The organism is Streptomyces arenae, from assembly GCF_022343545.1.
Lineage (GTDB): Bacteria > Actinomycetota > Actinomycetes > Streptomycetales > Streptomycetaceae > Streptomyces > Streptomyces humi.
Window position 1 is genome coordinate 45,607 of sequence record NZ_JAKQYH010000057.1, and the last position, 25,725, is coordinate 71,331.

Genomic DNA, 25,725 nt, shown 5'->3' on the forward strand with positions numbered 1-25,725 from the left:
CGGAGTGGGCCGCGAGGTGTTGGGGGGCATGGAAGAGCTCCTCGGAAGGCAAACGGCGGTCAGTGCCCGTCGGTGACGGGCAGATGGCCGGAAGGTTGCGGAACGGTGGCCAACGGGGACTGGCCGAGGCCCGAGGCGGCCGACGGAACGGGGTGCCGTTCGGACAGGGGGACGAACTCCGGCAGCCCGGCCGGTTCGCCGAGCACCACATGGCGTACGACCCGTTCGGCGGCGCGCCCGTCGTCGTACCGGCAGAACCGCTCCCGGAAGGCGGTGCGCAGCTGGGCGGAGCGGGAGCCGCACCAGTGGCCGTCGGCGAAGATGTCGATCAGCTCGTCCTCGGTGCGGGCGACCGCGCCGGGCGGGTTGGAACGCAGGTCGAAGTAGGTGCCGCGGGCCGCGTCATAGGCGTCCCAGTCCTCGGTGTGCACGACGATCGGCCGGTCCAGGTTGGCGTAGTCGAACATGATCGACGAGTAGTCGGTGACCAGCGCGTCCGAGGCCAGACAGAGGGACTCCACGCTCGGGTGGCCGCTGACGTCGATCACCCGGGGGCCCGTCCCCAGGGGGCCGCCGTGCCAGTAGTGGGCGCGCGCCAGGATCACGAAGCGCGGGCCGAGGCGGCGCACGATCCGGTCCAGGTCGAGGACGGGGCGCTGGGTGCGCCGGTAGTCGCGGTGGGTGGGTGCGTAGAGGAGGACGACCGAGCCCTCGGGGATGCCCAGCGACGCGCGGATCCGGCTGACGTCGGCCGAAGTGGCCTGCTGGAAGACGTCGTTGCGCGGATAGCCGTACTCGAGGGTGGTGTAGTCGCCGGGGTAGACGCGCTCCCAGGTCAGCGTGGTGTGGCGGTTCGCGGACAGCAGGTAGTCCCACTTGTCGACGCCCCGCAGGAGTTCCTCGAAGTCCAGGTCGGCGGCGGCCGCCGGGTGGTCCTGGAGGTCCAGGCCCATGTGCTTGAGCGGGGTGCCGTGCTGGGTCTGCACGAACACCTGGCCGGGGCGCTTCCTCAGCCGCCGGTCGAAGTTGACGTTGTTGACCAGGTACTTGGAGCGGGCCAGCGCCGTCCAGTAGGCGAGGGTGCCGGGGCGCAGCCGGCGTGGGCCCGGCGGGATCGTGTGCTGGTGCTCGGGGCGGGCGATCCAGGCGGTCCGGATGTGCGGGGCATGACTGCGGAACGCCTGCTCGAGCGCGCCCGGGTTGCAGCCGTGGCCGCGGTTCCAGTAGGCGGCGAAGACCGCGCGGTCGGCGCGCAGCGGGAGGCGCAGCTGGACGCGGTAGTGCAGCTGGAGCAGGGCCGAGCGCAGTCCGCGGGCGGCCTTGACGCCCGCCTTGACCGTACGGCGGCGGGCCCACATCGCCAGCTGCACGGCGCGGTAGGTGCGGTGCAGGCCGTGGTGGACGAGGGCGTGCCGGAGCCGGGTGCGCCACCGGACGGGGGTGCCCTTGGTCCGGTAACGGCGGCAGTGCGCACGGGCGTTGCGCAGGAACTCGCCGCGGGTGCCGCGGGGCAGCCGCTCCCGCCTGGTGAAGACCGTCGAGAAGTGGTCGACCATCCGGCGGAACAACAGCGGCCGCCAGTGGGCCAGTTCGGGCCGTGCGTCGACGAACGCGAAGACCCGGTCGTACTGGTCGAAGATGTCGAAGTGCCGGCGGCTGGTGGTGCCGAGGATGCTGCCCCGCCGTCGCTGCCGGTAGTGCACGCACACCCGGTCCAGGGTCGCGATGGACCCGGCGGCCATCAGGGCCGGGTACGTCCAGGGGGTGTCCTCGTAGTAGCCGGGCGGGAAGGCGAACTCCTGCTCCTCGACGAACTCCCGCCGGTACGCCTTGTTCCACGCCACCATCAGGACCCGGAGCAGCCCCGGCCGGTCATCGAGCCGGAACGGCGCCGGCCCCTGCTCGGTCAGCTGTGACGCCAGCTTGTTGCGCTCCGCCCGGCCCGTCCAGAACGTCTGCGCGTAGTCGTACACCAGGACGTCCGGCTCGCCGGTCTCCTTGACCCGGTCGGCGACCGCCCGCAGCGCGTCCGGGGTCAGGGTGTCGTCGCCGTCCAGGAAGACCAGGTAGTCGCCGCACGCCTGGGCCATCCCCGCGTTGCGGGCGCCGCCCAGGCCCTGGTTCTCCGGCAGGTGCACCGGGCGCACGCGCGCGTCGCGGGCCGCGTACTCGTCGATGATCGTGCCGCAGGCGTCCGGCGAACGGTCGTCCACGGCGATCAGTTCGAGATCGGGATACGACTGCGTGAGCACCGACTCCAGGCACTCGGGCAGATACGCCTGGACCTTGTACGCGGGGACAATGACACTGAACCTGGGCAAGGGACATCCATGGGTCGGTCGGCGCGGGCGTTCTGCCCGGGAACGGCCAATGGAGTGATGTGGTTACGGTTCCTTACGTCATACGGGTTACGTCCGATGAGCGGGTGAGGGCGAGCCGGTGACCGACTCGCCCTCTTCTGGTGCTGCTTGTGCTGCTATTTGACCGCGCCCGCCATCACACCGGTCACGAACTGCCGCTGGAACGCGAAGAACACGGCCAGCGGGATCACCATCGAGATGAACGCGCCGGGCGCCAGCACGTCGACGTTGTTGCCGAACTGCCGTACCTGGGTCTGAAGCGCCACCGTGATCGGCTGCGTGCCCGACTTGGTGAACACCAGCGCGACCAGCATGTCGTTCCACACCCACAGGAACTGGAAGATGCCGAGGCTCGCGATCGCCGGCCCGCCGAGCGGCATCACCACCCGTGTGAACAGCCGCAGTTCACCCGCGCCGTCCAGGCGGGCCGCCTCCAGCAGCTCGCGCGGGATCTCCGCGAAGAAGTTCCGCAGCAGGAACACCGCGAACGGCAGTCCGAAGCCGACATGGAACAGGATCACCCCGAGGATCGTCCCGAACAGCCCGATCTTGCCGAAGAGTTCGGCGATCGGGATCAGCGCCACCTGGACCGGCACCACCAGCAGGCTGACCACGATCAGGAACCACCAGTCCCGGCCCGGGAACTCCATCCACGCGAACGCGTACCCGGCCAGCGCCCCGATGACCACGACCAGGATCGTCGCCGGGACGGTGATCAGGACCGTGTTCCAGAGGGAGTGCGTGATGTCGCCGTTCTCCAGGAGCTTCTGGTAGCTGTCGAACGTCAGCTGGGACGGCTTGCTGAACACATGCCACCAGCCGTTCGCGCTCATGTCCTCCGGCGAGCGCAGCGAGGACGCCAGCAGCCCGATCGTCGGCACCAGCCAGAACAGCGCCACGACGATCAGGAAGACGCGCACCAGACCGCCGTTGACCTTCTCCAGCAGCCAGCTCATCGCCGCTCCTCCCGCCTCAGCCTGCGCACGTTGAACCACATCACCGGGATGACGAGGAGGAGCAGGAACACCGCGATCGCGCTCGCGATGCCCGGCTGTCCCTCCGAGAAGCCCTTCCGGTACAGCTCCAGGGCCAGCACGTTCGCGTCGTCCTGCGAGGAGCCCGGCGCGATGATGTACACCAGGTCGAACACCTTCAGCACATTGATCATCAGCGTGACGGTGACGACCGCGAGGACCGGCGCCAGCAGCGGCACCGTGACCTTGCGGAACACCTGCCACTCCGTCGCCCCGTCGACCCGTGCCGCCTCCAGGAGCTCCCGGGGCACGCCCGCGAGCCCGGCCGCGATCAGCACCATCGCGAAGCCCGCCCACATCCACACGTACGACCCGATGATGGCCGGGGTGACGAGGGACGGGCCGAGCCAGTCGACGCCGTTGTAGGGCTGCTTGAAGTTGCTCGCCGGCAGTCGCAGTCGTGCCCCGTCGGCGGTGGCCGGCAGGGTGAAGGTGCCGTCGGCGGCGGCCTTCGTGGACGCCACCACCTTGCCGTCCTTCACCGCCTCGATCCGCATCCCGTCGTAGCCGAGCTCGGACGGGTCGGGGGCGCCCGGCCTGCCGACGCCCTTGCCGCGGGTGAAGTCCTGCCAGGTGGTCCCGGTGATCTTCCCGGGGTCCGGCTTCGCCGCCACGGCGCTCTTCGCGCCGTCGGGCATCTGGTCGGGCGCGACCCCGACCAGGGGCAGGGTGACGGTCCGGCCGGTGTGCACGGCCGCCGTGGTGAGGAAGCCGCCCTGATCCGGTTTCAGGGGCGACTCCCGGCCCGGGTGCGCGTTCGGGAACGCCGACGACCGGGCGAAGGTGTCATGGACGCCCACCCAGACGGCGTTGGCGACGCCCTTGTCCGGGTCCTGGTCGTAGACGAGCCGGAAGATGATGCCGGCGGCCAGCATGGAGATCGCCATCGGCATGAAGACGACCAGCTTGAACGCCGTTCCCCAGCGGATCCGTTCGGTCAGCACCGCGAAGATCAGTCCGAGGGCGGTGGAGACCGTCGGTGCGAACACCACCCAGATGACGTTGTTCTTCAGGGCGGTGCGGATGCCGTCGTCCGTGAAGATCGCCTTGTAGTTGTCGAAGCCGGCGAATCCGCTGCCGTCGGCGTTGTAGAAGCTGCGGACCAGCGAGTACCCGATCGGGTAGACCACGAGCGCACCGAGCAGCACCAGGGCGGGCAGCAGGAACAGGGCCGCCACGGTTCTGCGGGTGCCGGTCACGCTCTTGCGCGGGGCGGGCGCGGTGGGGGTCCCGGGGACCCCCACCGCGGTGGGCGATGCCATCGCCGCGTCAGCTTCCGCTGCCGTAGGCGGCCGCCGCGTCCTTCTCCAGCTTCGCCTGGGTGCCCGCGACGTCCTTCGGGTTCTGGAGGAAGTCCTGGAGGTCCTTCCACTCGCCCTTGCCCGGGGTGCCGCCGAACGCCTGCGGGGCCTGGTCGGACATGTCGAAGCGGAAGTCGTCACCGGAGGCGATCAGGGCCTGGGCGATCTTGCGCTGCACCTCGTTCGGATACGCCGAGTTCGCCACGCTCTTGTTCGGCGAGAGGTAGCCGCCGAGCTTCGCCTGGATCGTCGCCGCGTCCGGGGAGGCCAGGAACTTCGCGAGCGCCTGCGCGCCCTTGGAGTCCTTGAAGATCACGGCCGCGTCACCGCCGGAGACCACGGGCGCGGTCGAGCCCACGCTCGGGAACGGGAACACCTTGGCGTCCGTGCCCACCTTCGCCTTGGTCTCGCCGATGTTGACCTGCACGAAGTCGCCCTCGTAGACCATCGCGGCCTTCGGCTGGTCACCGCCGGTGAAGGTCTGGGTGACCGAGGCCGGGAACTCCGTCTGCAGCGCGCCCGCCGCGCCGCCCGCGACGTACCCCTTCTTGCCCCACACCTGGGCGAGCGTGGTCAGCGCCTGCTTCACCGACGGATCGGTCCACTTGATCTTGTGCTGGGCGAGCTGGTCGTACTTCTCCGGGCCCGCCTGGGAGAGGTACACGTTCTCGAACCAGTCGGTCAGCGTCCAGCCGTCCGCGCCGCCCACGGAGAACGGGGTGACGCCCGAGTCGTAGACCGCCTGCGCCGCCGTCAGCAGCTCCTGCCAGGTCTTCGGCTCCTTGGCGCCCGCGTTCTCGAAGACCTTGGTGTTGTACCAGATCAGCGACTTGTTGGCGGCCTTGTAGTAGACGCCGTACTGCTTCCCGCCGACCTTGCCGATGTCCTGCCAGCCCTGCGAGTAGTTCTTCTGCACCTCCGTGACCGTGTCGGCGCTCAGCGGCTTCGCCCAGCCCTTCTGCACGGCCTGCTTGATCGCGCCCGGCTGCGGCAGCAGCGCGATGTCCGGCGGCTGACCGCCCGCGATCTTCGACCCGAGGAAGTTGATGATCGGGTCCTGGGCGGGCACGAAGGTCACCTTCGCGCCGGTGCGCTTCTCGAACTCCGCCAGCACCTGCTTGAAGTTCTTCTGCTCCTGCCCGGTCCAGACGGCCGCGACCTCCAGGGTGGTGCCGTCGAGTTTCGGGAGGGCGAGACTGCTCGTCGGGGCGGCACTCGTGGTGTCGCCGCCGTCGTCCTTCTTCTTGTCGCTGCTTCCGCAGGCGCTGAGGGCGAGGGCTCCCGCGAGGACCGCGGCGAGGCCGGTGAGGGCCCTGTGTGTCCGGATGGTGTTGCTGGTTGTGCGCATCACTTCCCCGTTCGTCGTTCTTCGTTGAACGTCAGAACTCTGTCCCGTGCGCTCCGGTGTACGCGGGGGCCGCCTGCGCGGCAAGGGTGCGTACAGGTCAGTACGGGGGATCGTGATCGCCTCGTGATCATCGGCCGGTCAGCGGCCGGTCACCGGGGCGGGATCACAGGAGTGACGGGACCTCCGCCGCCGAGACTTCCTTCGCGGCCCGTTCCACCGCGCTCGCCAGCAGGGCCAGGTCCGTCGGGCCGTTGCCCAGTTCGCGGACCGGGCGGCGGGCGGGCGGGTCGCCCATGCGGTGCCAGTCGAGGGCGACCACCGTGGGGCGCTGGGTGGCGGTGCGGGGGATACGGCCGGTGACACGGCCCGCCTGGAACGCCGTGGCACGGCCGTCCGGGGTGGTGAGACGGCCGCGGCCCGGTGCCGGTTCGTCGGGGCCGGTGGCCGGTGCGTCCAGCGCGACGCGCAGGGTGGCCTGCCGGGCGGGTTCGGTCTCCGCCGTACGACCGCCCGTACCGGCCGCCGCGACCAGGTGGACGCCGAGCCGCTCGCCCTCCTTGGCCACCGCCTCCAGCGCCCGCATCACGGAACCGGCGGCCGGGCGGCCCGGGGAGCCGAGCGCGGGGGAGACCAGGGCGTCCAGGTCGTCGACCACGACCACCAGGCGGGGGAGCGGGGGCGGCGGCGGTGTCTCGGTGCGCCGGCGGGCCGCGGCACCGGCCGACGGGCGCAGCCGGAGCGTCGAGCTGGGCGGGGCTTCTATGTCCGCGGCTCCCGAGGCGGCCGGGCGGCCGCGCTGGGGGACGATCCGGCCGGAGATCTCCCGCTGGGCGTGCCACTCGGTGAAGTCGCCGCGGCCCAGCAACTCGGCCCGCCGCTTCAGCTCGGCGCTCAGCGACTGCGCGAGCTCCCGCATCCGCACGGGGTCGTTGGCGGTGAGGTGGGTGGTGACGTGAGGTATGTCCGTACACACCCTCAGGCCTTCGCCCTGCCCGGCTCCCGTGCCGACGCCGTCACGGCCGTCTATCAGCACGATCCCGAGCCGGTCGGGGCGCTCGGCCGCCGCCAGTGAGGCGACCAGCGCCCGCAGCAGTTCCGTACGGCCGCTGCCGGGCGGGCCCTCGATCAGCAGATGCGGTCCCTCGGTCACCAGGTCCGCGACGAGCGGGCCGTGCGGTCCGGCGCCGAGCACCGCTCGGGCCCGGCCGCCCAGCGACTCGGTGTCGTCGGCCGCGTCGGCCCAACGGGCCATCAACGAGGCGGGGGTGGCCCGGGCCAGCCCCAACTCGTCCAGCAGCCGGGCGGACTGGGGCAGTGGGGCGGCCACGCGCGCGTGCCGGTCGCCGGCCGGGCCGTCGGAGCGCAGCGGGGCCAGTGCCCGCGCGAACCGCTCGGCCCAGGCGGCGGAGACCGCGTCCACCGCGGCCAGGGTGCCGGGCCCGACGGGACCGGCGGAGACCCGCACGAGATGCAGCGCCGTCGCCACGTCACCGCTGAGCAGGGCCACCGCCCCGCACTCCCGGAACGTCGGCGTGACCGCGCACGCCTGCTCGTAGGTCTCGGCGACCGGGGAGGCGGGGGAGGTGGGAGCCGTCTCCGCCAGGCAGAGCACGTGCACCCCGGCCCGGGGACCGGCGACGGTCAGCCGGGCCACCGCGTCACGCAGCGCCGCACCGCCGGGATCGCCGTCCACGACGACGACCGTGTACGGACCCGGGAAGCCGCCCCTGCCGTCGGCACCGTCGGCGCCGGGGTCGCCGAGGTCACCGCGGGCCCAGGAGGGCCGGTGGGCGGCTGCCGCCGACGGGGCGTCCGCCGTGCCGGTCAGGGCCGGGCGGTCGGCCGGGGTGGCCGGGCGCCGGGGCGCGGACAGGTCCTCCACCCTGCGCAGCAGCTCCTCCACCCGGGCCGCCGCCTGTTCCCGGTCGTAGGCCAGCAGCAGCCGGCAGTCCTGGCCGTGCCCGGGGCGGACGTGCGGGAGCCAGCCGAGCCAGGACCACTCGGCCGTCCGGTCCTCCAGGGGGCGGGCCCGGTCCGCGCTGATCAGCACGATCTCCAGCAGGTCGGGCGAGTGCAGCGCGGTGAGCTGGGCCAGCACCGCGCGGGCCAGCCCGGCGAGGCGGCTGCGCGGACCCGCGAGGCCGAGGGCGCCGGCCTCGCGCAGGCCGGCGGTGACGGGGACGGCGGGCAGCAGGCCGGAGCCGTCGGGCGACGGGCGGTCCGCGGTGCCGAGCCGGACGGTGAGCGCCTCCGGGTGGCCGGGGCCGCGCTCCCACAGGCGGGGGCCCGGGCCGAGCGCGGTCAGCAGCAGGGCGGCAGGGTCGGGCCAGGTCTCGGGCTGGGTGGCGACATCGGCGGACGGGGCGAGGCCGGCCTCGGTCACGGTCTCGCCGTCGGCGGCGGACAGGGGCTCACCGCGGCCGCCGGCCAGCCGCCGCGCCCAGGCCCCGAGACCGCCGCGCCTGCGCGCACCGGGCAGGACGGGGGCGTCGGTACCGCGCAGCGGGGTGCCCTTGCGCCTGCCGGCGGGGGCGGCGCCCTCGGAAGGGGTGCCGGCGGAGGTGTGGTCGGCCGGCGCGGAGGCGTCCGGCGCGGTTCGGTGCGGTGCCGAAGGGGTGGGGGCCGGGCCGGCGGCGGCCCGTGCGGCGGCGGCCGGATCCGAGGCGGGCGGACGGGTGGTCCCGGGCGTCGCGGATGCGGGCGCCGTGGTCCCGGGCGGCGTGCGGTCGGCACCGGTGTCCCGGGCCCCGGGACCGCCGTAGAGCCCAGCGCGGCCGGCGTGCGTGTCACCGGAGCCGGAGCCGGAGCGGGTGCCGGATCCGGAGTCGTGACGGTGGCCCGAGCCGTGACCGTGGCCCGAGTCGTAGCCGGGGTGCGAGTCGGGACCGGGGCCTGAGCTGTCCGTGGCCGCGCCGTGAGGGCCGGACGGTCCGCCGCGATGTCCCATGGGCGAGGACTCGTGGTGTCCCGCCCCGGCCGGGAACCGGCCGTCCACCGACCCGGACCCGGCTGACGACGACTCGCCCGCGCGCCCGCCCAGGGCCCCGCCGGCCCGCCCGGCCGCGCCCGCCCCGGAGGGCGTCGGTCCGCCCCGGCGCTCGATCCTCGGTGCCTCTCCCTGCGCGGGTACGACCGGCGACTGCGCCGGACCGTGTTCCCGGCCCGCGGCCGCTGGGCCCGGGGCTCCCCAGCCCGCTGTTCCATAGGCGTGCTGGGTGCGGCCCGCGGGGGCGGCCGGGCCGTCGGCCACCGCCGTCCCGCGCGCGGTGCCCGCGAGACCGCCGGTCCCGCCCGTGGCACCGCTCCCGTCGGACTCCTCGCCCTCGCCTGCGAGCGGCCCTTCGTCTCCGAGCAGCACCCGTACGCAGCCCTCGCCGTCCGGTGCCGTGCCCACCCGGGCCCCCGGCCCCCCGGACGGCGTAAGCCGCAGGGCCGATTCCCCGACGCGCAGGAGCGCTCCCGGGGTGAGGCGGACCGGGCGGTCGGTGACGCGGGTGCCGTCCAGCGCAGTGCCGTTCGTGGAGTGCAGGTCGGCGACGGAGACCCGGCCGTCGGCGCCGACCGTCACGGCGCAGTGCAGCCGGGAGACGTCCGGGTCGTCGAGCGGGATGTCGGCGTCGGCGGAGCGGCCGATGGTGATCTGGCCGCCGTGCAGCAGGTGGACCCCGCCCGCGTCGGGGCCGGCGATCACGTGCAGCTGGGTAGGGGCGTCGTCCAGCTCGGGATGCGGCTCGGGGGCCGCGGGGGCGCCCAGGGACAGCACGGCGCCGTCGACCAGCGGGGGCTCGCCCAGGATGCGGCGGCGGGCGTCCAGCCGCTCCACTCCGGCGTACAGCACGACCGGGGCGCTGCTCTGCTCGCGGCCGCCCAGGCTGCCGTCCCCGGTGACCGCCGCGGCCAGTCCGGAGGCCACCGCGGCCAGATCCGTGCCCGCCGGCGCCGTCACCAGCACGTCGCGGCTCACGGCCCGGCCCCGCTGCGCGGCAGGGCCCAGCGGGTCTACGACGGTCAGCCGGATCTGCATCGCCGTCAGCGGTCCCTTCTGCGCGGGCGCGGAATTCCCCCCACCGCCACAAGCACGTCGGCCAGTTCTGCTGTCGTACGCATCCTCGCACCTGCCACTGACAACACGCCCACGACCCGATGGTAAGTGATCTTGATTGGTCAGCTCTGCCCCCAAAAGTGCCTGACCAGTACCGCGTGCGCGATCACTTGAGATCGGTCACGTCCGGGCCCGGCAACCGACGGACCGAAGCGAGCGTCTTTCCATCGAACGCGCGCGGGAACACCTACGTATGGGGATACGTCCGGAACGCTTATCGGCTGCCTACGGGGGCGGGGAAGGCAAGCCGGACGACAGACCGGTGCCGGGCGGCACGGCACTACAGTGGGTCGGACACACAGGACCAGGACACACCAGCAAGCGACTCGACAGACAACACGGCAAGCAACTCGGCAAGCAACTCGGCAAGCAACAGGGAGCGCATGACGTGCGGCCGGTAGGCAGCAAGTACCTCCTGGAGGAGCCGCTCGGACGCGGCGCCACCGGGACCGTCTGGCGTGCCCGCCAGCGGGAGACCGCGGGCGCCGAGGCGGCCGTGCCCGGCCAGCCCGGTGAGACCGTCGCGATCAAGGTCCTCAAGGAAGAGCTCGCGAGCGACCCCGACATCGTGATGCGCTTCCTGCGGGAGCGCTCCGTCCTGCTCCGGCTGACCCACCCGAACATCGTCCGGGTCCGCGACCTGGTCGTCGAGGGTGATCTCCTGGCTCTGGTCATGGACCTCGTCGAGGGTCCCGACCTGCACCGCTACCTGCGCGAGAGCGGCCCCTTCACGCCCGTCGCCGCCGCCCTGCTCACCGCGCAGGTCGCCGACGCGCTCGCCGCCAGCCACGCCGACGGCGTCGTGCACCGCGACCTGAAACCGGCCAACGTGCTGCTCCAGCAGTTCAACGGCCAGATGCACCCGATGCTGACCGACTTCGGCATCGCCCGCCTCGCCGACTCCCCGGGCCTGACCCGCACCCACGAGTTCGTCGGCACGCCCGCGTACGTGGCACCGGAGTCCGCCGAGGGCCGCCCGCAGACCTCCGCCGTCGACATCTACGGCGCCGGCATCCTGCTGTACGAGCTGGTCACCGGCCGCCCGCCGTTCTCCGGCGGCAGTGCCCTCGAGGTCCTCCACCAGCATCTCAGCGCCGAACCCCGCCGCCCCTCGACCGTCCCCGACCCGCTGTGGACGGTCATAGAGCGGTGCCTGCGCAAGAACCCCGACGACCGGCCCAGCGCCGAGAACCTCGCGCGCGGCCTGCGGGTCGTCGCCGAGGGCATCGGCGTGCACGCGAACTCCGCGCAGATCGCCGCGGCCGAGGGCGTGGGCGCCCTGCTGGCTCCCGACCCGGCGCCGGCGGCCGTACCGGGCTCCGCCGATCCCACACAGGTGCTGCCGAACACCGGCGGGTACGACCCGAACGCCGCGACCAGCGTCCTCCCGCACACCGGCGGTCCGGCCGGTGCGGCGGACCCGACCGCGGTGCTGCCGAACACCGGCGCCGCCGACCCCACCGCCGTCATGCCGCCGGTGCCCCAGGGGCAGCCGGGCGGCGGACCGCAGCAGCCGGAGCAGCCGCACCCCTGGCAGACCCAGCTCCGCGCGGCCCGTGACCGCAACGAGCAGACCCAGGTCCAGTACCTCGACCCGGGCGAGGACCCGCTGCGCCGCCGTCCCCAGCGCCAGGTGGCCCGGCCGCAGCAGCAGCCGCGCCAGGCCCCGCAGCAGCAGCCGGTGCGCCGGCCGCAGCCGCGCGGACAGCAGGGCGGACCGGGCGGGTACGGGCAGCAGCAGCCGGCCGGCTACGGCCACCAGCCGCAGCAGTACGCCCCGCCGCAGCAGCCGCAGCAGCGCTACGCGCCCCCCGCCGAACCGCAGCGGGCCCCGCGAGAGCCCCGGGAGCCCCGCCGCCGCAGCGCCAACCCGATGCGGATCCCCGGCCTCGGCTGCCTCAAGGGCTGCCTGTTCATGGTCGTCATCCTGTTCGTCGCGGGCTGGCTGATCTGGGACCTGACCCCGGTGCACACCTGGGTGGGACAGGGCCAGGGCTACTGGCACCAGCTGAGCGACTGGGCCGGCACGGTCAGCAGCTGGGTCAAGGACCTGGGCAGCGGCTCCGGCAACTGAGCGCGAGTTTGGGGACTTGTCGACATCTGGCGGGTGATTTCCGCCTCCGGGGTGAAGGTTGGCTCTTCCGACGCGTACTTTTATCGGCAACACGCGTCGGTAGGAGCAGTCTTGGCACGGAAGATCGGCAGCCGGTACACCGCCAACCAGATCCTGGGGCGGGGCAGCGCCGGCACGGTGTGGCTGGGCGAGGGGCCGGAGGGGCCCGTCGCCATCAAGCTGCTGCGCGAGGACCTCGCGTCCGACGAGGAACTGGTGGGCCGCTTCGTGCAGGAGCGCACGGCCCTGCTGGGCCTGGAGCACCCCAACGTCGTCTCCGTCCGCGATCTCGTCGTCGACGGCAACGACCTCGCCCTCGTCATGGACCTGGTCCGGGGCACCGATCTGCGCACCCGCCTGGAGCGGGAGCGGCGCCTCGCGCCCGAGGCGGCCGTCGCCATCGTCGCGGACGTCGCGGACGGGCTGGCGGCCGCGCACGCGGCGGGCGTCGTGCACCGCGACGTCAAGCCGGAGAACGTGCTGCTCGACATGCAGGGCCCGCTCGGCCCCGGCGGCTCCCACCCCGCCCTGCTGACCGACTTCGGCGTCGCGAAGCTGATCGACTCCCCGAAGCGGACCCGGGCCACGAAGATCATCGGCACCCCCGACTACCTGGCCCCGGAGATCGTGGAGGGCCTGCCGCCCCGCGCGTCGGTGGACATCTACGCGCTGGCGACGGTCCTGTACGAGCTCCTGGCCGGCTTCACCCCCTTCGGTGGCGGTCACCCCGGCGCCGTGCTGCGCCGCCACGTCACGGAGACGGTCGTCCCCCTGCCCGGCATCCCCGAGGAGCTCTGGCAGCTGCTCGTCCAGTGCCTGGCCAAGGCGCCCGCCTCCCGGCTGCGCGCCTCCGAGCTGGCCGCGCGGCTGCGGGAGCAGCTGCCGACGCTCGCCGGGATGCCGCCGCTGGACGTCGACGAACCGGACGTGGAGTCACCGGAGGAGGCGGCCGAGGAGTCGGCCGCGGCTCCGGCCGAGGAGGAGCAGCGGGTACGACGGCGCGGCGCCGTCTCCCTGGTGCCGGGCGCGAAGCCGGACTCCAACCGGGACACGCACACGTCGATGCGGGTGCCGGGGCCCGACGAGCTGGCGGGCGGTGCCCGCGGTACGGCACGGGCGCCGCGGGCCTCCGGGGCCCCGCGGCCCGGCTCGGCCCGCCATCGCGTGGCGGCCCGGCGGCGCAGGGTGACGCTGGCGGTGGCCGGGGTGGTGGTGGCCGCGGCGGTGGGCGTCGGCGCGTGGCTGGCGTCGTCGGGCGACGACTCACCCCCGCAGGAGACGCACAGCACATCGACCCCGTGACCGGCCGGCGGCCCGGCCGGGCTTCCCCGGCCCGCCCACCCGACGGGGCGGGCGGCACGGTCCCGACCACGGCCGCTCGGCCTGGCTCCCCCGCCCGGCCGCCCCCCCCGACCCGGTGGGCGGCAAAACGGTCACCGACACGGTCACCGCCGCGGCGCTCCGCCCCGGACCGCGAGGGAAGCGGCCCCCGCCCCGGGCCGCCGTCCCGGTTCCGTGCCTGCCTCTCCCCCGAGGGCCCGGGAGGGCGGCTGGGCGAGGCCCGTCGGCCATGCCCGGTGGGCGGAGCCGTTACGCTGGGAGGCGTGGCAGTCGTCGACGTATCCGAAGAGCTCAAGTCCCTCTCCTCGACCATGGAGTCGATCGAGGCCGTTCTGGACCTCGACAAGCTGAGGGCAGACATCGCCGTGCTCGAGGAGCAGGCGGCCGCGCCGTCCCTGTGGGACAACCCGGACGAGGCGCAGAAGATCACCAGCAGGCTCTCCCACCTCCAGGCCGAGGTCAGGAAGGCGGAGGCGCTGCGCGGGCGGATCGACGATCTCGCCGTGCTCTTCGAGATGGCCGAGGAGGAGGACGACCCGGACACCCGTGCCGAGGCCGAGTCCGAGCTGGCCGCCGTCCGCAAGGCGCTGGACGAGATGGAGGTCCGGACGCTGCTCAGCGGTGAGTACGACTCCCGGGAAGCACTCGTCAACATCCGCGCGGAGGCCGGTGGCGTCGACGCCGCCGACTTCGCCGAGAAGCTCCAGCGCATGTACCTGCGCTGGGCCGAGCAGCACGGGTACAAGACCGAGGTCTACGAGACGTCGTACGCGGAAGAGGCCGGCATCAAGTCGACCACCTTCGCCGTCCAGGTGCCGTACGCCTACGGGACGCTCTCCGTGGAGCAGGGCACGCACCGCCTCGTGCGCATCTCGCCGTACGACAACCAGGGCCGCCGCCAGACCTCCTTCGCGGGCGTCGAGATCCTCCCCGTGGTCGAGCAGACCGACCACATCGAGATCGACGAGTCCGAGCTGCGGGTGGACGTGTACCGCTCCTCGGGCCCCGGCGGCCAGGGCGTCAACACCACCGACTCCGCGGTGCGCCTGACCCACATCCCCACCGGCATCGTCGTCTCCTGTCAGAACGAGCGGTCGCAGATCCAGAACAAGGCGACCGCGATGAACGTCCTCCAGGCCAAGCTCCTGGAGCGGCGCCGGCAGGAGGAGCAGGCCAAGATGGACGCCCTCAAGGGCGACGGCGGCAACTCCTGGGGCAACCAGATGCGGTCGTACGTGCTGCACCCGTACCAGATGGTCAAGGACCTGCGGACCGAGTACGAGGTGGGCAACCCCGAGGCTGTTTTCAACGGTGAGATCGACGGCTTCCTGGAGGCCGGAATTCGCTGGCGCAAGCAGCAGGAGAAGTAACTTTGTCGACTTGCCCATGACGGGCCGAACGACCGTGAACTGCCGCCCATAGGGCGGCAGTTCTCGTTTTGCCCAGGGAATGCCTGGGTTTTACATCACACTCACACGCTTCAACTCCCGGCATTCCGCGCGCAACTGGACATCGCGCGCGCAACGGCCTTGACGTTGCTTTGAAAAATGGGAAGGGTGAAGCGTGGCATGCGTATCTTTGGGGCGCATGTGAACCGGGGGACCTGGTGTCGCGTTCGCACGTTTACCGTCCCCCGTCGATCACGGCCGGCCCCATGCGCCCGCTCACTGACTATCAGCTACTGGGGGTAGCAACCAGATGACGAAGAAGACGCGGATCCGGGTCGCGCGGATAGCCGCCGGTGCCGTGATCGCCGCCGGTGCCTCGCTGACCGCGGCCGGCGCGGCCTCCGCCCTCTCCATCGGCGTCAGCGCCGACGAGAGCGGCGTCTCGGCCAACGTGAACCTCGACGGTGACGACCCGACGGACGACCCGACGGAGATCCCGACGAACACGGCCCAGCCGACCGAGACGGCCACCGACGTGCCGACTCAGGAGCCCTCCGAGTCGAGCGAGCCCACGGACGAGCCGACCCAGCCGACCGAGGAGCCCACCGAGCCCACGGACGAGCCGTCCAGCGACACCCCGACCGACGGCAGCACCAGCGGCAGCGGCACCGGCAGCAACGGTGGCGGCAACGACCACACCGGTACCGACGGCAACTCCGGCACCTCCGCCCAGGAGGAGGGCTCCTCCGCCCTCACGGACACCAGCTCGGGCACCTCCGACACCCAGGCCCAGGGTGGCGGCGACCAGCTCGCCGAGACCGGTGCCGCCGAGACGACCTTCCTGGTCGTCGGCGCCGCCACCATGATCGCCGGTGGTATCGGCTTCCGCATCCTGCCGCGCCTCATGGGCGGCCGCGGCGGCGCCGCCGCCTGACGGTAGCCTCCCGCTCACGGAGCGTCACGCACCACGCACGACGAAGGGCCCGGAGCCTCGGCTCCGGGCCCTTTCCCGTCCTGTGTGAGCTTCGCTACGCGGTCTGGTGCGCCAGCAGCGCCACCGCGGCGATCAGCACCGCCAGCAGCCCGATCAGCGCCATCGGGTTCAGGCTGCCGAGGAAGCTCTCCTGCTGAAGACGCTCGCGGTTGGCCCGGCACACGGGGCACCGGCCCTCGTTCACGGGCGCCGCGCAGTTCGCGCACACCAACCGGTCGTACGTCATGCGCTCGCCCTCCTTGCACCGGCCATTACCCAGACAACGCTCCGCGGAACGAGAACGTTCCCCTCCCACTGTGCCAGGTTCCCCCCGAAAGAGCGCGGTCGTCCGCGGAGCCCGTCCCGGCGCTCCACGGCACTCCCGAGAAACTGCCCCGGAACAAAACCGCACAAGCCTCACTCAACCGTGACCGGCGCCTGCGCTTCCTCACCCGGTTCGCGTATGGTCACGCTCATCTACCCCCGGCGACCCGTGGTGCATCCGTGATCCGATTCGACAATGTCTCCAAGGTCTACCCCAAGCAGACCCGCCCCGCACTCAGGGATGTGTCCCTGGAAGTGGAGAAGGGCGAGTTCGTGTTCCTCGTGGGGTCCTCCGGCTCGGGAAAGTCCACCTTCCTGCGGCTGGTCCTCCGTGAGGAGCGGTGCAGCCACGGCCAGGTGCACGTTCTGGGCAAGGACCTGGCCCGTCTCTCCAACTGGAAGGTGCCGCAGATGCGCCGCCAGCTCGGGACGGTCTTCCAGGACTTCCGGCTGCTGCCCAACAAGACGGTCGCCGAGAACGTGGCCTTCGCGCAGGAGGTCATCGGCAAGTCCAAGGGCGAGATCCGCAAGTCCGTGCCCCAGGTGCTCGACCTCGTCGGGCTCGGCGGCAAGGAGGACCGGATGCCCGGCGAGCTGTCCGGTGGTGAGCAGCAGCGGGTGGCCATCGCGCGTGCCTTCGTGAACCGGCCCAAGCTGCTGATCGCGGACGAGCCCACGGGCAACCTCGACCCGCAGACCTCGGTCGGCATCATGAAGCTCCTGGACCGCATCAACCGCACCGGCACCACCGTGATCATGGCCACCCACGACCAGAACATCGTGGACCAGATGCGCAAGCGCGTCATCGAGCTGGAGAAGGGCCGCCTCGTCCGCGACCAGGCCCGCGGCGTCTACGGCTACCAGCACTGACCGCCACGACTTCGCAGACGTCCACGGAAAGGCATAACCCGACGCCATGCGCGCCTCGTTCGTAATGTCGGAGATCGGTGTCGGTCTCCGCCGGAATCTGACGATGACCTTCGCGGTCGTCGTCTCGGTCGCCCTGTCCCTGGCGCTCTTCGGCGGCTCGCTCCTCATGAGCGACCAGGTCAACACCATGAAGGGCTACTGGTACGACAAGGTCAACGTCTCGATCTTCCTCTGCAACAAGAGCGACGCCGAGTCGGATCCCAACTGCGCCAAGGGCGCGGTCACCGAGGACCAGAAGAAGCAGATCAAGGCCGATCTCGACAAGATGACCTCGATCGTCCAGAAGGTCACCTACGAGTCGCAGGACCAGGCGTACAAGCACTACAAGGAGCAGTTCGGCGACTCGCCGCTGGCCGACTCCCTCACGCCGGACCAGATGCAGGAGTCGTACCGGATCAAGCTCAAGGACCCGCAGAAGTACCAGGTGGTCGCGACGGCCTTCGACGGGCGGGACGGCGTGCAGTCCGTCCAGGACCAGAAGGGCATCCTGGACAACCTCTTCGGCCTCCTCAACGGCATGAACTGGGCGGCCCGGATGGTCATGGCCCTGATGCTGGTGGTCGCCCTGATGCTGATCGTCAACACGGTGCGCGTCTCCGCGTTCAGCCGTCGGCGGGAGACCGGCATCATGCGCCTGGTCGGCGCCTCCGGCTTCTACATCCAGGCCCCGTTCATCGCCGAGGCCGCCGTCGCCGGTCTGATCGGCGGCACGGTCGCCTGCGGATTCCTGGTGGTCGCCCGCTACTTCATCATCGACCACGGCCTGGCCCTCTCCCAGAAGCTGAACCTGATCAACTTCATCGGCTGGGACGCGGTGTTGACGAAGCTCCCGCTCATCCTGGCGACGAGCCTGCTGATGCCTGCGTTGGCCGCCTTCTTCGCGCTGCGCAAGTACCTGAAGGTGTGACGCATGCCAAGAGGGCCGTACGGGCAACCGCCCGTGCGGCCCTTTTCGTTGTCCTAGACTCACCGGCATGTCAGGCCCTGAGCTGTTCTGTCAGCCCCGCCGGGTTCGCCGCGGGGCGGCCCTGACGTTGGTGTTCGCAGGGCTGTTGGTGACCGGGGCGGCCACCGGGGCGTTTCCCGACCCCGGCCGGGTCGACCGTAAGTCGCCCGCCGGGAGCGCCCGTCCGGCCGCCCGGCACGAGGACGTCGCCAAGGCGGCCGCCGAGGCGATGGCCGACGGCAAGTCCCCCGTGGAGGCCGCCGAACGCGCCGTGAGCCGCAGCGGGGACCGGTGGGCCGCGGTCTACTCCGAGGGCGAGTACCAGGAGTTCGAGGAAGCGCTCGACGGCCAGTACACCGGCGTCGGGCTGTGGGCCCGGCGGGAGCGGGACGGCCGGATCGAGGTGACCAGGGTGCAGGCCGGGTCGCCGGCGGCCGAGGCGGGTGTCCGCAAGGGCGACCGGCTGCGCAGCGTGGACGGAGCGGACGTCGACGGCCGGCCGGTCACCGACGTGGTCTCGTTACTGCGCGGTGACGCCACCGACGCCCGCGCCGGCACGACCGTCACCCTCGGCCTCCAGCGGGGCACGCGCGCGTGGCGGGAGACCGTGCGCAGGGCGCTGCTGTCCACCGACTCGGTGACCGTGCGCAAGGCGGCCGCCGGTATCACCGTCATCAAGGTCTCGGCCTTCACCAAGGGCGCCGGGGACCTGGTGCGCGACGCGGTCCGGCAGGCGCCCGGCGACGGCGGGATCGTCCTCGACCTGCGCGGCAACTCCGGCGGCCTGGTCACCGAGGCCGTCACCGCCGCCTCCGCCTTCCTCGACGGCGGCCTGGTCGCCACCTACGACGTGCACGGCGTCCAGCGCTCCCTGCACGCGGAGCCCGGCGGCGACACCGTCAGACCGCTGGTCGCGCTCGTCGACGGCGGCACCATGAGCGCGGCCGAGATGCTCACCGGCGCCCTCCAGGACCGCGGCCGCGCGGTCGTCCTCGGCTCCCGCACCTTCGGCAAGGGCTCCATCCAGATGCCCACCCGCCTGCCCGACGGCTCGGTCGCCGAACTCACCGTCGGCCACTACCGCACCCCCTCCGGCCATGTCGTCGACGGCAGGGGCATCACCCCCGACCTGGAGGTCGGCTCCGGCGCGCTCGAGCGGGCGGAGACGGTGCTGAGCGGTCTCGGCGACCCGTCGTGACCCGCGGCTAATCCGCTTCCCTCGCACCCCCTCCGTAGTGCGAAAATGGAGGGCACTATGGCCAAGGGAATGTACGTACCGAAAGAGTCCCAGCAGAAGCAGCAGGGGACGGCCGCCAAAGCCAGGGACGGCGAGAAGGGCGGCAAGCGCAAGATCGTCGCGCAGAACAAGAAGGCGCGGCACGACTACGCGATCATCGACACCTTCGAGGCCGGTCTGGTGCTGTCCGGTACCGAGGTGAAGTCGCTGCGTCAGGGCCGGGCCTCGCTGGTCGACGGCTTCGTGCAGATCGACGGGAACGAGGCGTGGCTGCACAACGCCCACATCCCCGAGTACAGCCAGGGCACCTGGACCAACCACTCGGTGCGCCGCAAGCGCAAGCTGCTGCTGCACCGGGAGGAGATCGACAAGCTGGAGGCCAAGGCCCAGGAGACCGGTCACACGATCGTGCCCCTCGCCCTGTACTTCAAGGACGGCCGGGCCAAGGCGGAGATCGCCCTCGCGCGCGGCAAGAAGGAGTACGACAAGCGGCAGACCCTGCGCGAGCAGCAGGACCGCCGGGAGGCGGGGCGGGTCATCGCGGCGGCCAAGCGGCGGCAGCGCGAGGCCTAGGCCCGCGGGAATGTAGTGGCATCGGCGTGCGTTGGTCACGTACGATGGCACCAACACCGGGGGAAGCCGGTGTGAAGATTGAAAAATCAACATGGGGATGATCGGTTTCGACAGCGGATGTCGAGGCAGGGGAAGCGTGTCGAGAAAGCGGCCATGATCTCGTAAACCACAGGCCGAAAAAAATAATCGCCACTTCCAAGCGCGATTCCTCCCAGCAGGCCTTCGCCCTCGCTGCCTGATCTCAGGTAGCGACAGCGAGCCTCCTATACGGGAGTGTCAGCCCGGGGCTGTTCCCGACCCGGATCCTGGCATCAGCTAGGGGACTAAACCTTGATCCCGGTCACGGGGTGAAGAGGGAAATCTAACAGTGACTGAGCCCGTCGGCGACTTGTTCGCGTGATCGCCGGGGCTGAGAAAATCACAGCGAACTGCACACGGAGAAGCCCTGGTTCCGCACCGTTGGACGCGGGTTCGATTCCCGCCATCTCCACAGTCTCCATGTCACGAAGGCCCGGTGGTCACCGACCACCGGGCCTTCGTCGTGTTCGCGGAGCAGGTGTCCATCGGTGCCGGCGTCCATCGGGGCCGACGCCCACCGGTGATGTGAAGATTGATGCCGCTCAGTCAAAAACCCTTCACAGGGATCGCACAAGTTTACTAAAGTGCGGTGCGCGCGCCGGGCCGAGCCGACCACTCGGCCGCCGCGCACGACCATCGGCGACCGGGGGAACAACGTCGCTACGGGGAGGGACACACAGGCCTGACCGCCGCCATGGCGCGCGCCTCTTCGAAACTCTTCGTGCCGGGCCCCCGCCTGCCCTTTTCACGAAGAACGGATGTTCTTTTGCGTTCCAGACCGGGGACTGTGACGCCCCCTGCCCGAAAAGCGGGCAGTCTCACCCGACTTGTGCCCGCCGTGCTCGCCCTCGCCGTGCTCGCCACGGTCGCCGGCCGGCCGGACCCGCACCACGACCGGGCCGCCGACCTCAGCCCGGTGGCCGACAGTTACGACGGCTTCGACACCAAGGCCGCCGAACAGCTCCGCCAGGACCAGTGCCTGATGGCCGGTGTGCTGCGCATGGGCGGTCCCGCCATGTCCAGCACCGCGCAGACCGCGCTCGACCAGACCCCGGACAAGCTGCACACCGCGGCGAACCGCGAGTACTGGAACACCACCCCGCTGTCGACGGCGTACGACCAGGACAAGGACGCCGCCGACAAGGCGGGCGACGCCCTCGACGCCTACATCGACGTCTGGAAGAAGCCCCTCGACGGCCTGAGCACCCCGGCCGGGTTCACCGTCACCGGTTTCCACTGGCCGCCGGGGACCACCGGCACCGGCCCGAGCTTCTTCGCGCAGACCGGCCTGAGCCAGTGGACCTCGGCCCAGTTCTGGAAGACGGAGGACGGCTTCTACGAAGATCCGACCCCGAAGGCCGACGACGCCACGCTGAAGGCCGTCAAGGACCTCGGCACCCCGCTCTACGGCGGCGACCCGGACCCCTCGCTCCCCACCCCGCAGTGGCAGCAGTCGTACGCCGAACACCAGGCCTGGGACCACCTGGTGAACTGGGACCTGGAGCCCACGGCCGCGGACAACGCCCGGCTGTTCCTGTCCTCCGGCGGTTTCCCGCGCACCGCGCCCGACCCGGGCAGTGTCGAGTACCGCATCGCCGTCGAGGACCTGAAGACCCGGTTCGCCTCCTGCGCCTGGCGCAGCCCCGTCGACCCGGACAGGGTCCTCGGCAAGGAGGTCGCCGACGCGTCCGCCGAGTGGCAGCAGGAGATCGCCGCCCAGGCCGGCCAGCGCGACCAGATCCTCAACGCGAACCGCGACGCCACCAAGGCCCTCGCCACCGGCTCCAAGGCGCTGGGCGAACTGCTCGGCCAGTCCTGGATCGCCGACCGCCTCGCCCGCTGGCAGGACTACTGGTCCGCCGGCGGCCCCGGCTGGATCGGCGACAGCCCGATGATCGTGCACGCGCACGGCGCCACCGACAAGTGCCTCGAAGTGGGCGGCGGCAAGAAGGACAACGGCACCCCGGCGCAGATCTACACCTGCAACGGCTCGGCCGGGCAGAAGTGGACGATCGACGGCGACTCGCTGGTCAACGTCAACTCCGGCAAGTGCCTGGAGGTGAAGGGCGGCGGCACCGCGAACGGGACCGCCGTCCAGATCTCCACCTGCAACGCCAAGAGCGCGGCCCAGAAGTGGGAGTACGACACCCACGCGACCAGCCGCCTGTACAACCCGGGCACCGGCAACTGCCTGGACCTCGCGACCTACGACAACAGCCGTGACGGCCGGATGTGGGACTGCAAGGGCACCGACCCGCAGAAGTTCGACTTCGCCCCGTCAGGTCACAACGGCACCGACAAGCTGGACTATCCGACCAAGGCCCAGTTCGACAAGGCGAAGAAGGGCGTCACCGACGCCCAGACCGCGGCCAAGACCCAGCTCGACCTGCTCAAGGCGCAGGCGACCGCGGCGAAGAAGTCCGCCACCGACACGGACACCGCCACCAAGGCCGCCTACACCGTCGCGGACCGGGCGGGCGCACCCCGTGGCCGGGGCCTGCTCGCCGGGCAGCAGAAGGCCCAGGTCACCAAGGCGTCGGCCGCCGCGCTCGACGCGCTGGCCAAGGCCGGTGACACCGCCTACGCGGCGACCAGGGCGTCCGCCGGGGACAGCGCGACCATCGCCGCCCGTGCGGTGACCCAGGCGGCCCAGTCGAAGGCCGCGTTCCGGACGGCCGCCGCACAGGAGGCGAACGCGCAGGCCAAGGCCGCCGCCGACGCCGCCGCCGTACAGGCGGGGACCGCCAAGGCCGCACGCGACACCGCGAAGACGAAGCTGGGCGAGACCCAGCAGGCGGAAGCCGACGCCAAGGCGGCCGCGGCCACCGCGCACGCCAAGCGGCTCGACGCGGAGGCCGAGGAGCAGACGGCGAAGGCGGAGAAGGCGACCGCCGCGCAGAAGCAGGCCGAGGCCGCGCAGCACAAGGTGAACGCGGAGGGATACGCGAAGACCGCCGCCGAGGCCAAGGGCCGGGCGGAAACCGCCGAGTCCACCGCGCGCGCCAAGCGCCAGGACGCGGAGGCCGCACGGGACCGGGCCAAGGGCAAGTCGGACGACGCGTGGGACGCGAAGACCCAGGCGAACGCGGCCCGCGCGAAGGCCGACGCCAAGGACGCCTACGCCGACGCGCACGCCTCGGACGCCGACGCGAAGGACTCCCGGGCGGCGGCGGACCAGGCGGACCAGGCGGCCGACGACGCGGAGACGGCGGCGACCTCGGCCCGTACCGAGGCCGACGCGGCGAGCCAGGCCGCGGCCGACGCCGACGCCGCGGCGACCCGTGCCGAGGCGGCGGCCAAGCGGGCCCGTTCCGACGCGGACGCGGCCCAGGCCGCCAAGCTGAAGGCGGACGCGGCGGTGCGCACCGCGACCAGCGCCGCGGCGGACGCCATCAAGGCCTCCCAGGCCTCGGCCGACGCGGCCCGTACCGCGGTCAAGCTGGCCGACGAGGCGGAGCAGCACGCGGCCGACTCGAAGAAGCAGGCCGACGCCGCCCAGGCCGAGGCCGCCAAGGCGGTCGCCGGCGCGGCCGACGCGGTCGGTCACGCGTACACGACCGCGCAGGCGGCCGAGGACGCCGGAGCCTCCGCGCAGCAGGTCGCCGCACCCGCCAACGACGCGATCCAGCTCGGCTCGCCCTATGTGGACACCGACTCCGCGGCCGGTCTCGTCGTCCTGACGGGCCAGTCGTCGAAGACGATCGCCCAGCAGCAGCAGGCCGTCGCCGAGGCGCACGCCGCCAACGCGCAGAAGAACGCCGCACAGGCGAAGAGCCTCGCCGACGCGGCCACCGGCGACGCGAAGGCCGCGTACACGATCGCCGCCGAGGCGGCCGGTCACGCCGCGGACGCCCGCAAGTCCTCGAAGGAGGCGCTGGGTTACGCGTCCGAGGCGGCGCAGTACGCGGCGGACGCGCAGAAGTCACTGGCGCGCACCATCGAGTACGACCAGCAGGCCACCGCCGACGCGGCGGCCGCCGACAAGGCGGCCGGCAACGCGGAGGGCTACGCCAAGGACGCCCGGGACTCCGCCGACCAGGCGGCCCTGGACGCGGACGCCGCCCGTACGGCGGCCGCCGAGGCCGAGCAGTCCGCCAAGGACGCCCGCGCCGCGGCCGACCGCGCCGACGCCGAGGCCACCGCGGCCGAGGCGGCGGCGAAGGACGCCCAGAAGTACGCCGACTCGGCCCAGCAGGCGGCCGACCAGGCGGCGGCCGCCGACGCGAACAAGCAGGTCCAGACCGGCGCCGGGACCGGAACCGGGGTCGGCGGCGTGTTCTCCGTCATCGACGACGTCAAGCAGCAGGGGGACCCGCAGCGGCTGCCGGACGACTGCTCCCACCTGCCCTGCGACCTGGTGTTTGAAGTGCACTTCGACGCGGTCGTCAGCTACTACTTCTGCGAGAACCCGGACGTCCCGGCGACCCAGGCCGGCTGCCCCGCCGAGGACACGTACTTCCTCACCACCAAGACGTTCAAGGGCCTCAAGAAGAACGTCAAGATCTCCTCCTGGGAGGCGACCAAGGACCTGTGGAAGGGCCTCTACCACTCGATCGTCGACGACTTCACCGGCTGCTACCACAAGGCCACCGGCACCGGTGACGGCAGCTACGGCGACTGCGCCTGGGCCGCCACCTGGCTCCCGCTCGGCGGCCCGATCGGGAAGATCACCGAGGCGATCCGCGCCGTCGACGCGGCCCTGCGCACCGGCATCGGCGTCGACGACGCCCTGAAGGCGCTGCGCGCACTGGACGTCGACGCCCGCACGCTCGCCGAGATCGAGCGGTCGGTGCACGCCTACGACGAGTTCCGCCTGGCATGCCGGCCCAACAGCTTCCCCGGCGCCACGCTCGTGCTGATGGCCGACGGCACGACCAAGGAGATCAAGGACGTCAGGACCGGTGACGCGGTCGTCGCCACCGATCCCTGGAGCGGCCGGACCGCGGTCCGCACGGTCACCGACACCGTCTACACGCCGGACGACACCGACTTCGCCGACATCACGATCGACGCCGGCCGGTCACGGATCACCGCCACACAGCACCACCCGTTCTGGTCGCCCAGTGCCCACCGCTGGATCGACGCGGGCGATCTCAGCCCCGGCCAGACGCTGCTCACCAGCGGCGGCGAGACCGTCACCGTCGTGGGTGTCCACCGCTACCAGCGGCTCCACTCCGCCTACAACCTCAGCGTCGCCGGCATCCACACGTACTACGTGCTGGCGGGGAGCACGCCGGTTCTCGTGCACAACACGTTCTGCCCGGTCGGTTTCGCCGACCTGGGCGGCGGCAGGCTCCAGTCGCCCGGCGGGCTGATCTATGGTTTCGACAGGAAGTTCGGCAACAAGATCGACCACGTGCTCGCCCACACGGTGCCCGACGCCTCCAGGGCGACGCACACCGTGTTCGTCGAGAAGGACCCCGGCAAGGTCCTCGCCCTGGTGGACGAGGCGTGGGCCATGCAGAGCAAGGCGATCAAGGATCCCGCGGACGCTTTCAAGTTCGTCTTCCCGATGGGCAGAACGATCGGAACCAGAGGAGAGAAGTACCTCCAGATCGCGGTCAATCCGCAGACCAAGGAGATTCTGAGCGCCTATCCGGTGGCTTCGCCTTAGCGGTCCGCGCCGCGTCGTAGGAGAAGCAGAGGAACGGGGTCCGGCCGACGTCGTACGGCGTCG

General features: G+C 71.9%; 15 protein-coding genes and 1 other RNA gene. 10 read left to right on the plus strand and 6 right to left on the minus strand.

What is annotated here, in order from left to right; genetic code table 11:
- Positions 1–59: 59 nt before the first annotated feature.
- From MB828_RS25460 to MB828_RS25480, 5 genes are all read right to left on the minus strand, one after another.
- Positions 60–2,321: a bifunctional glycosyltransferase/CDP-glycerol:glycerophosphate glycerophosphotransferase gene (locus tag MB828_RS25460; protein ID WP_301650228.1), complete on the minus strand. Its 2,262-nt coding sequence runs from the start codon at positions 2,319–2,321 to the stop codon at positions 60–62.
- Between the two features lie 155 nt (positions 2,322–2,476).
- Positions 2,477–3,316, minus strand: a complete 840-nt coding sequence (locus MB828_RS25465; RefSeq protein ID WP_301650229.1) for a carbohydrate ABC transporter permease — start codon at positions 3,314–3,316, stop codon at positions 2,477–2,479.
- Positions 3,313–4,656, minus strand: coding sequence for a carbohydrate ABC transporter permease (locus tag MB828_RS25470; RefSeq protein WP_301650230.1), 1,344 nt, complete (start codon positions 4,654–4,656; stop codon positions 3,313–3,315). Before MB828_RS25470 ends, MB828_RS25465 begins: the two co-directional genes overlap by 4 nt.
- A 7-nt stretch (positions 4,657–4,663) precedes the next feature.
- Positions 4,664–6,043 (minus strand): ABC transporter substrate-binding protein, encoded by a 1,380-nt coding sequence (locus MB828_RS25475; protein WP_133021580.1) that lies wholly within the window; start codon positions 6,041–6,043, stop codon positions 4,664–4,666.
- A 163-nt stretch (positions 6,044–6,206) separates the two neighbouring features.
- Positions 6,207–10,067 carry an FHA domain-containing protein gene (locus MB828_RS25480; RefSeq protein WP_301650231.1) on the minus strand — a complete coding sequence of 1,287 codons (3,861 nt, stop codon included), beginning with the start codon at positions 10,065–10,067 and terminating at the stop codon, positions 6,207–6,209.
- Between the two features lie 466 nt (positions 10,068–10,533).
- Here MB828_RS25480 and MB828_RS25485 point away from each other — a divergent pair, with 466 nt between their 5' ends.
- From MB828_RS25485 to MB828_RS25500, 4 genes are all read left to right on the plus strand, one after another.
- Positions 10,534–12,219 carry a serine/threonine-protein kinase gene (locus tag MB828_RS25485; protein WP_301650232.1) on the plus strand — a complete coding sequence of 562 codons (1,686 nt, stop codon included), beginning with the start codon at positions 10,534–10,536 and terminating at the stop codon, positions 12,217–12,219.
- A 111-nt stretch (positions 12,220–12,330) separates the two neighbouring features.
- Entirely contained in the window at positions 12,331–13,560 is a 1,230-nt protein-coding gene (locus MB828_RS25490) for a serine/threonine-protein kinase (protein WP_301650233.1), read from the plus strand.
- A 302-nt stretch (positions 13,561–13,862) separates the two neighbouring features.
- Positions 13,863–14,969: a peptide chain release factor 2 gene (gene prfB / locus MB828_RS25495; protein ID WP_046729175.1), complete on the plus strand. Its 1,107-nt coding sequence runs from the start codon at positions 13,863–13,865 to the stop codon at positions 14,967–14,969.
- Between the two features lie 328 nt (positions 14,970–15,297).
- Positions 15,298–15,921, plus strand: coding sequence for a hypothetical protein (locus MB828_RS25500; protein WP_133021584.1), 624 nt, complete (start codon positions 15,298–15,300; stop codon positions 15,919–15,921).
- A gap of 94 nt (positions 15,922–16,015) precedes the next feature.
- On the opposite strand, the gene MB828_RS25505 is transcribed toward MB828_RS25500, so the two are convergent.
- Entirely contained in the window at positions 16,016–16,207 is a 192-nt protein-coding gene (locus tag MB828_RS25505) for a hypothetical protein (RefSeq protein ID WP_301650234.1), read from the minus strand.
- Between the two features lie 257 nt (positions 16,208–16,464).
- On the opposite strand from MB828_RS25505, the gene ftsE reads away from it, so the two are divergent.
- The 6 genes from ftsE to MB828_RS25535 all read left to right on the plus strand — a co-directional run bounded on the left by ftsE (position 16,465) and on the right by MB828_RS25535 (position 25,662).
- Positions 16,465–17,154 carry a cell division ATP-binding protein FtsE gene (gene ftsE / locus MB828_RS25510; protein ID WP_046729172.1) on the plus strand — a complete coding sequence of 230 codons (690 nt, stop codon included), beginning with the start codon at positions 16,465–16,467 and terminating at the stop codon, positions 17,152–17,154.
- A 46-nt stretch (positions 17,155–17,200) separates the two neighbouring features.
- Positions 17,201–18,121, plus strand: a complete 921-nt coding sequence (ftsX, locus tag MB828_RS25515; protein WP_046729171.1) for a permease-like cell division protein FtsX — start codon at positions 17,201–17,203, stop codon at positions 18,119–18,121.
- 67 nt (positions 18,122–18,188) lie between these two features.
- Positions 18,189–19,358, plus strand: coding sequence for a S41 family peptidase (locus MB828_RS25520; protein WP_301650235.1), 1,170 nt, complete (start codon positions 18,189–18,191; stop codon positions 19,356–19,358).
- 69 nt (positions 19,359–19,427) lie between these two features.
- Positions 19,428–19,970 (plus strand): SsrA-binding protein SmpB, encoded by a 543-nt coding sequence (gene smpB, locus MB828_RS25525; RefSeq protein WP_133022313.1) that lies wholly within the window; start codon positions 19,428–19,430, stop codon positions 19,968–19,970.
- A 93-nt stretch (positions 19,971–20,063) separates the two neighbouring features.
- Positions 20,064–20,463: a transfer-messenger RNA gene (gene ssrA / locus MB828_RS25530) on the plus strand.
- 423 nt (positions 20,464–20,886) lie between these two features.
- Entirely contained in the window at positions 20,887–25,662 is a 4,776-nt protein-coding gene (locus MB828_RS25535) for a ricin-type beta-trefoil lectin domain protein (protein WP_430381424.1), read from the plus strand.
- The last annotated feature ends 63 nt before the right edge of the window (positions 25,663–25,725 follow it).

Coding starts and splice junctions, on each gene's coding strand:
- MB828_RS25465 (WP_301650229.1), bottom strand. CDS start 3,316: ATGAGCTGGCTGCTGGAGAAGGTCAACGGCGGTCTGGTGCGCGTCTTC.
- MB828_RS25470 (WP_301650230.1), bottom strand. CDS start 4,656: ATGGCATCGCCCACCGCGGTGGGGGTCCCCGGGACCCCCACCGCGCCC.
- MB828_RS25475 (WP_133021580.1), bottom strand. CDS start 6,043: ATGCGCACAACCAGCAACACCATCCGGACACACAGGGCCCTCACCGGC.
- MB828_RS25480 (WP_301650231.1), bottom strand. CDS start 10,067: ATGCAGATCCGGCTGACCGTCGTAGACCCGCTGGGCCCTGCCGCGCAG.
- MB828_RS25500 (WP_133021584.1), top strand. CDS start 15,298: ATGACGAAGAAGACGCGGATCCGGGTCGCGCGGATAGCCGCCGGTGCC.
- MB828_RS25505 (WP_301650234.1), bottom strand. CDS start 16,207: ATGACGTACGACCGGTTGGTGTGCGCGAACTGCGCGGCGCCCGTGAAC.
- ftsX (WP_046729171.1), top strand. CDS start 17,201: ATGCGCGCCTCGTTCGTAATGTCGGAGATCGGTGTCGGTCTCCGCCGG.
- MB828_RS25520 (WP_301650235.1), top strand. CDS start 18,189: ATGTCAGGCCCTGAGCTGTTCTGTCAGCCCCGCCGGGTTCGCCGCGGG.
- smpB (WP_133022313.1), top strand. CDS start 19,428: ATGTACGTACCGAAAGAGTCCCAGCAGAAGCAGCAGGGGACGGCCGCC.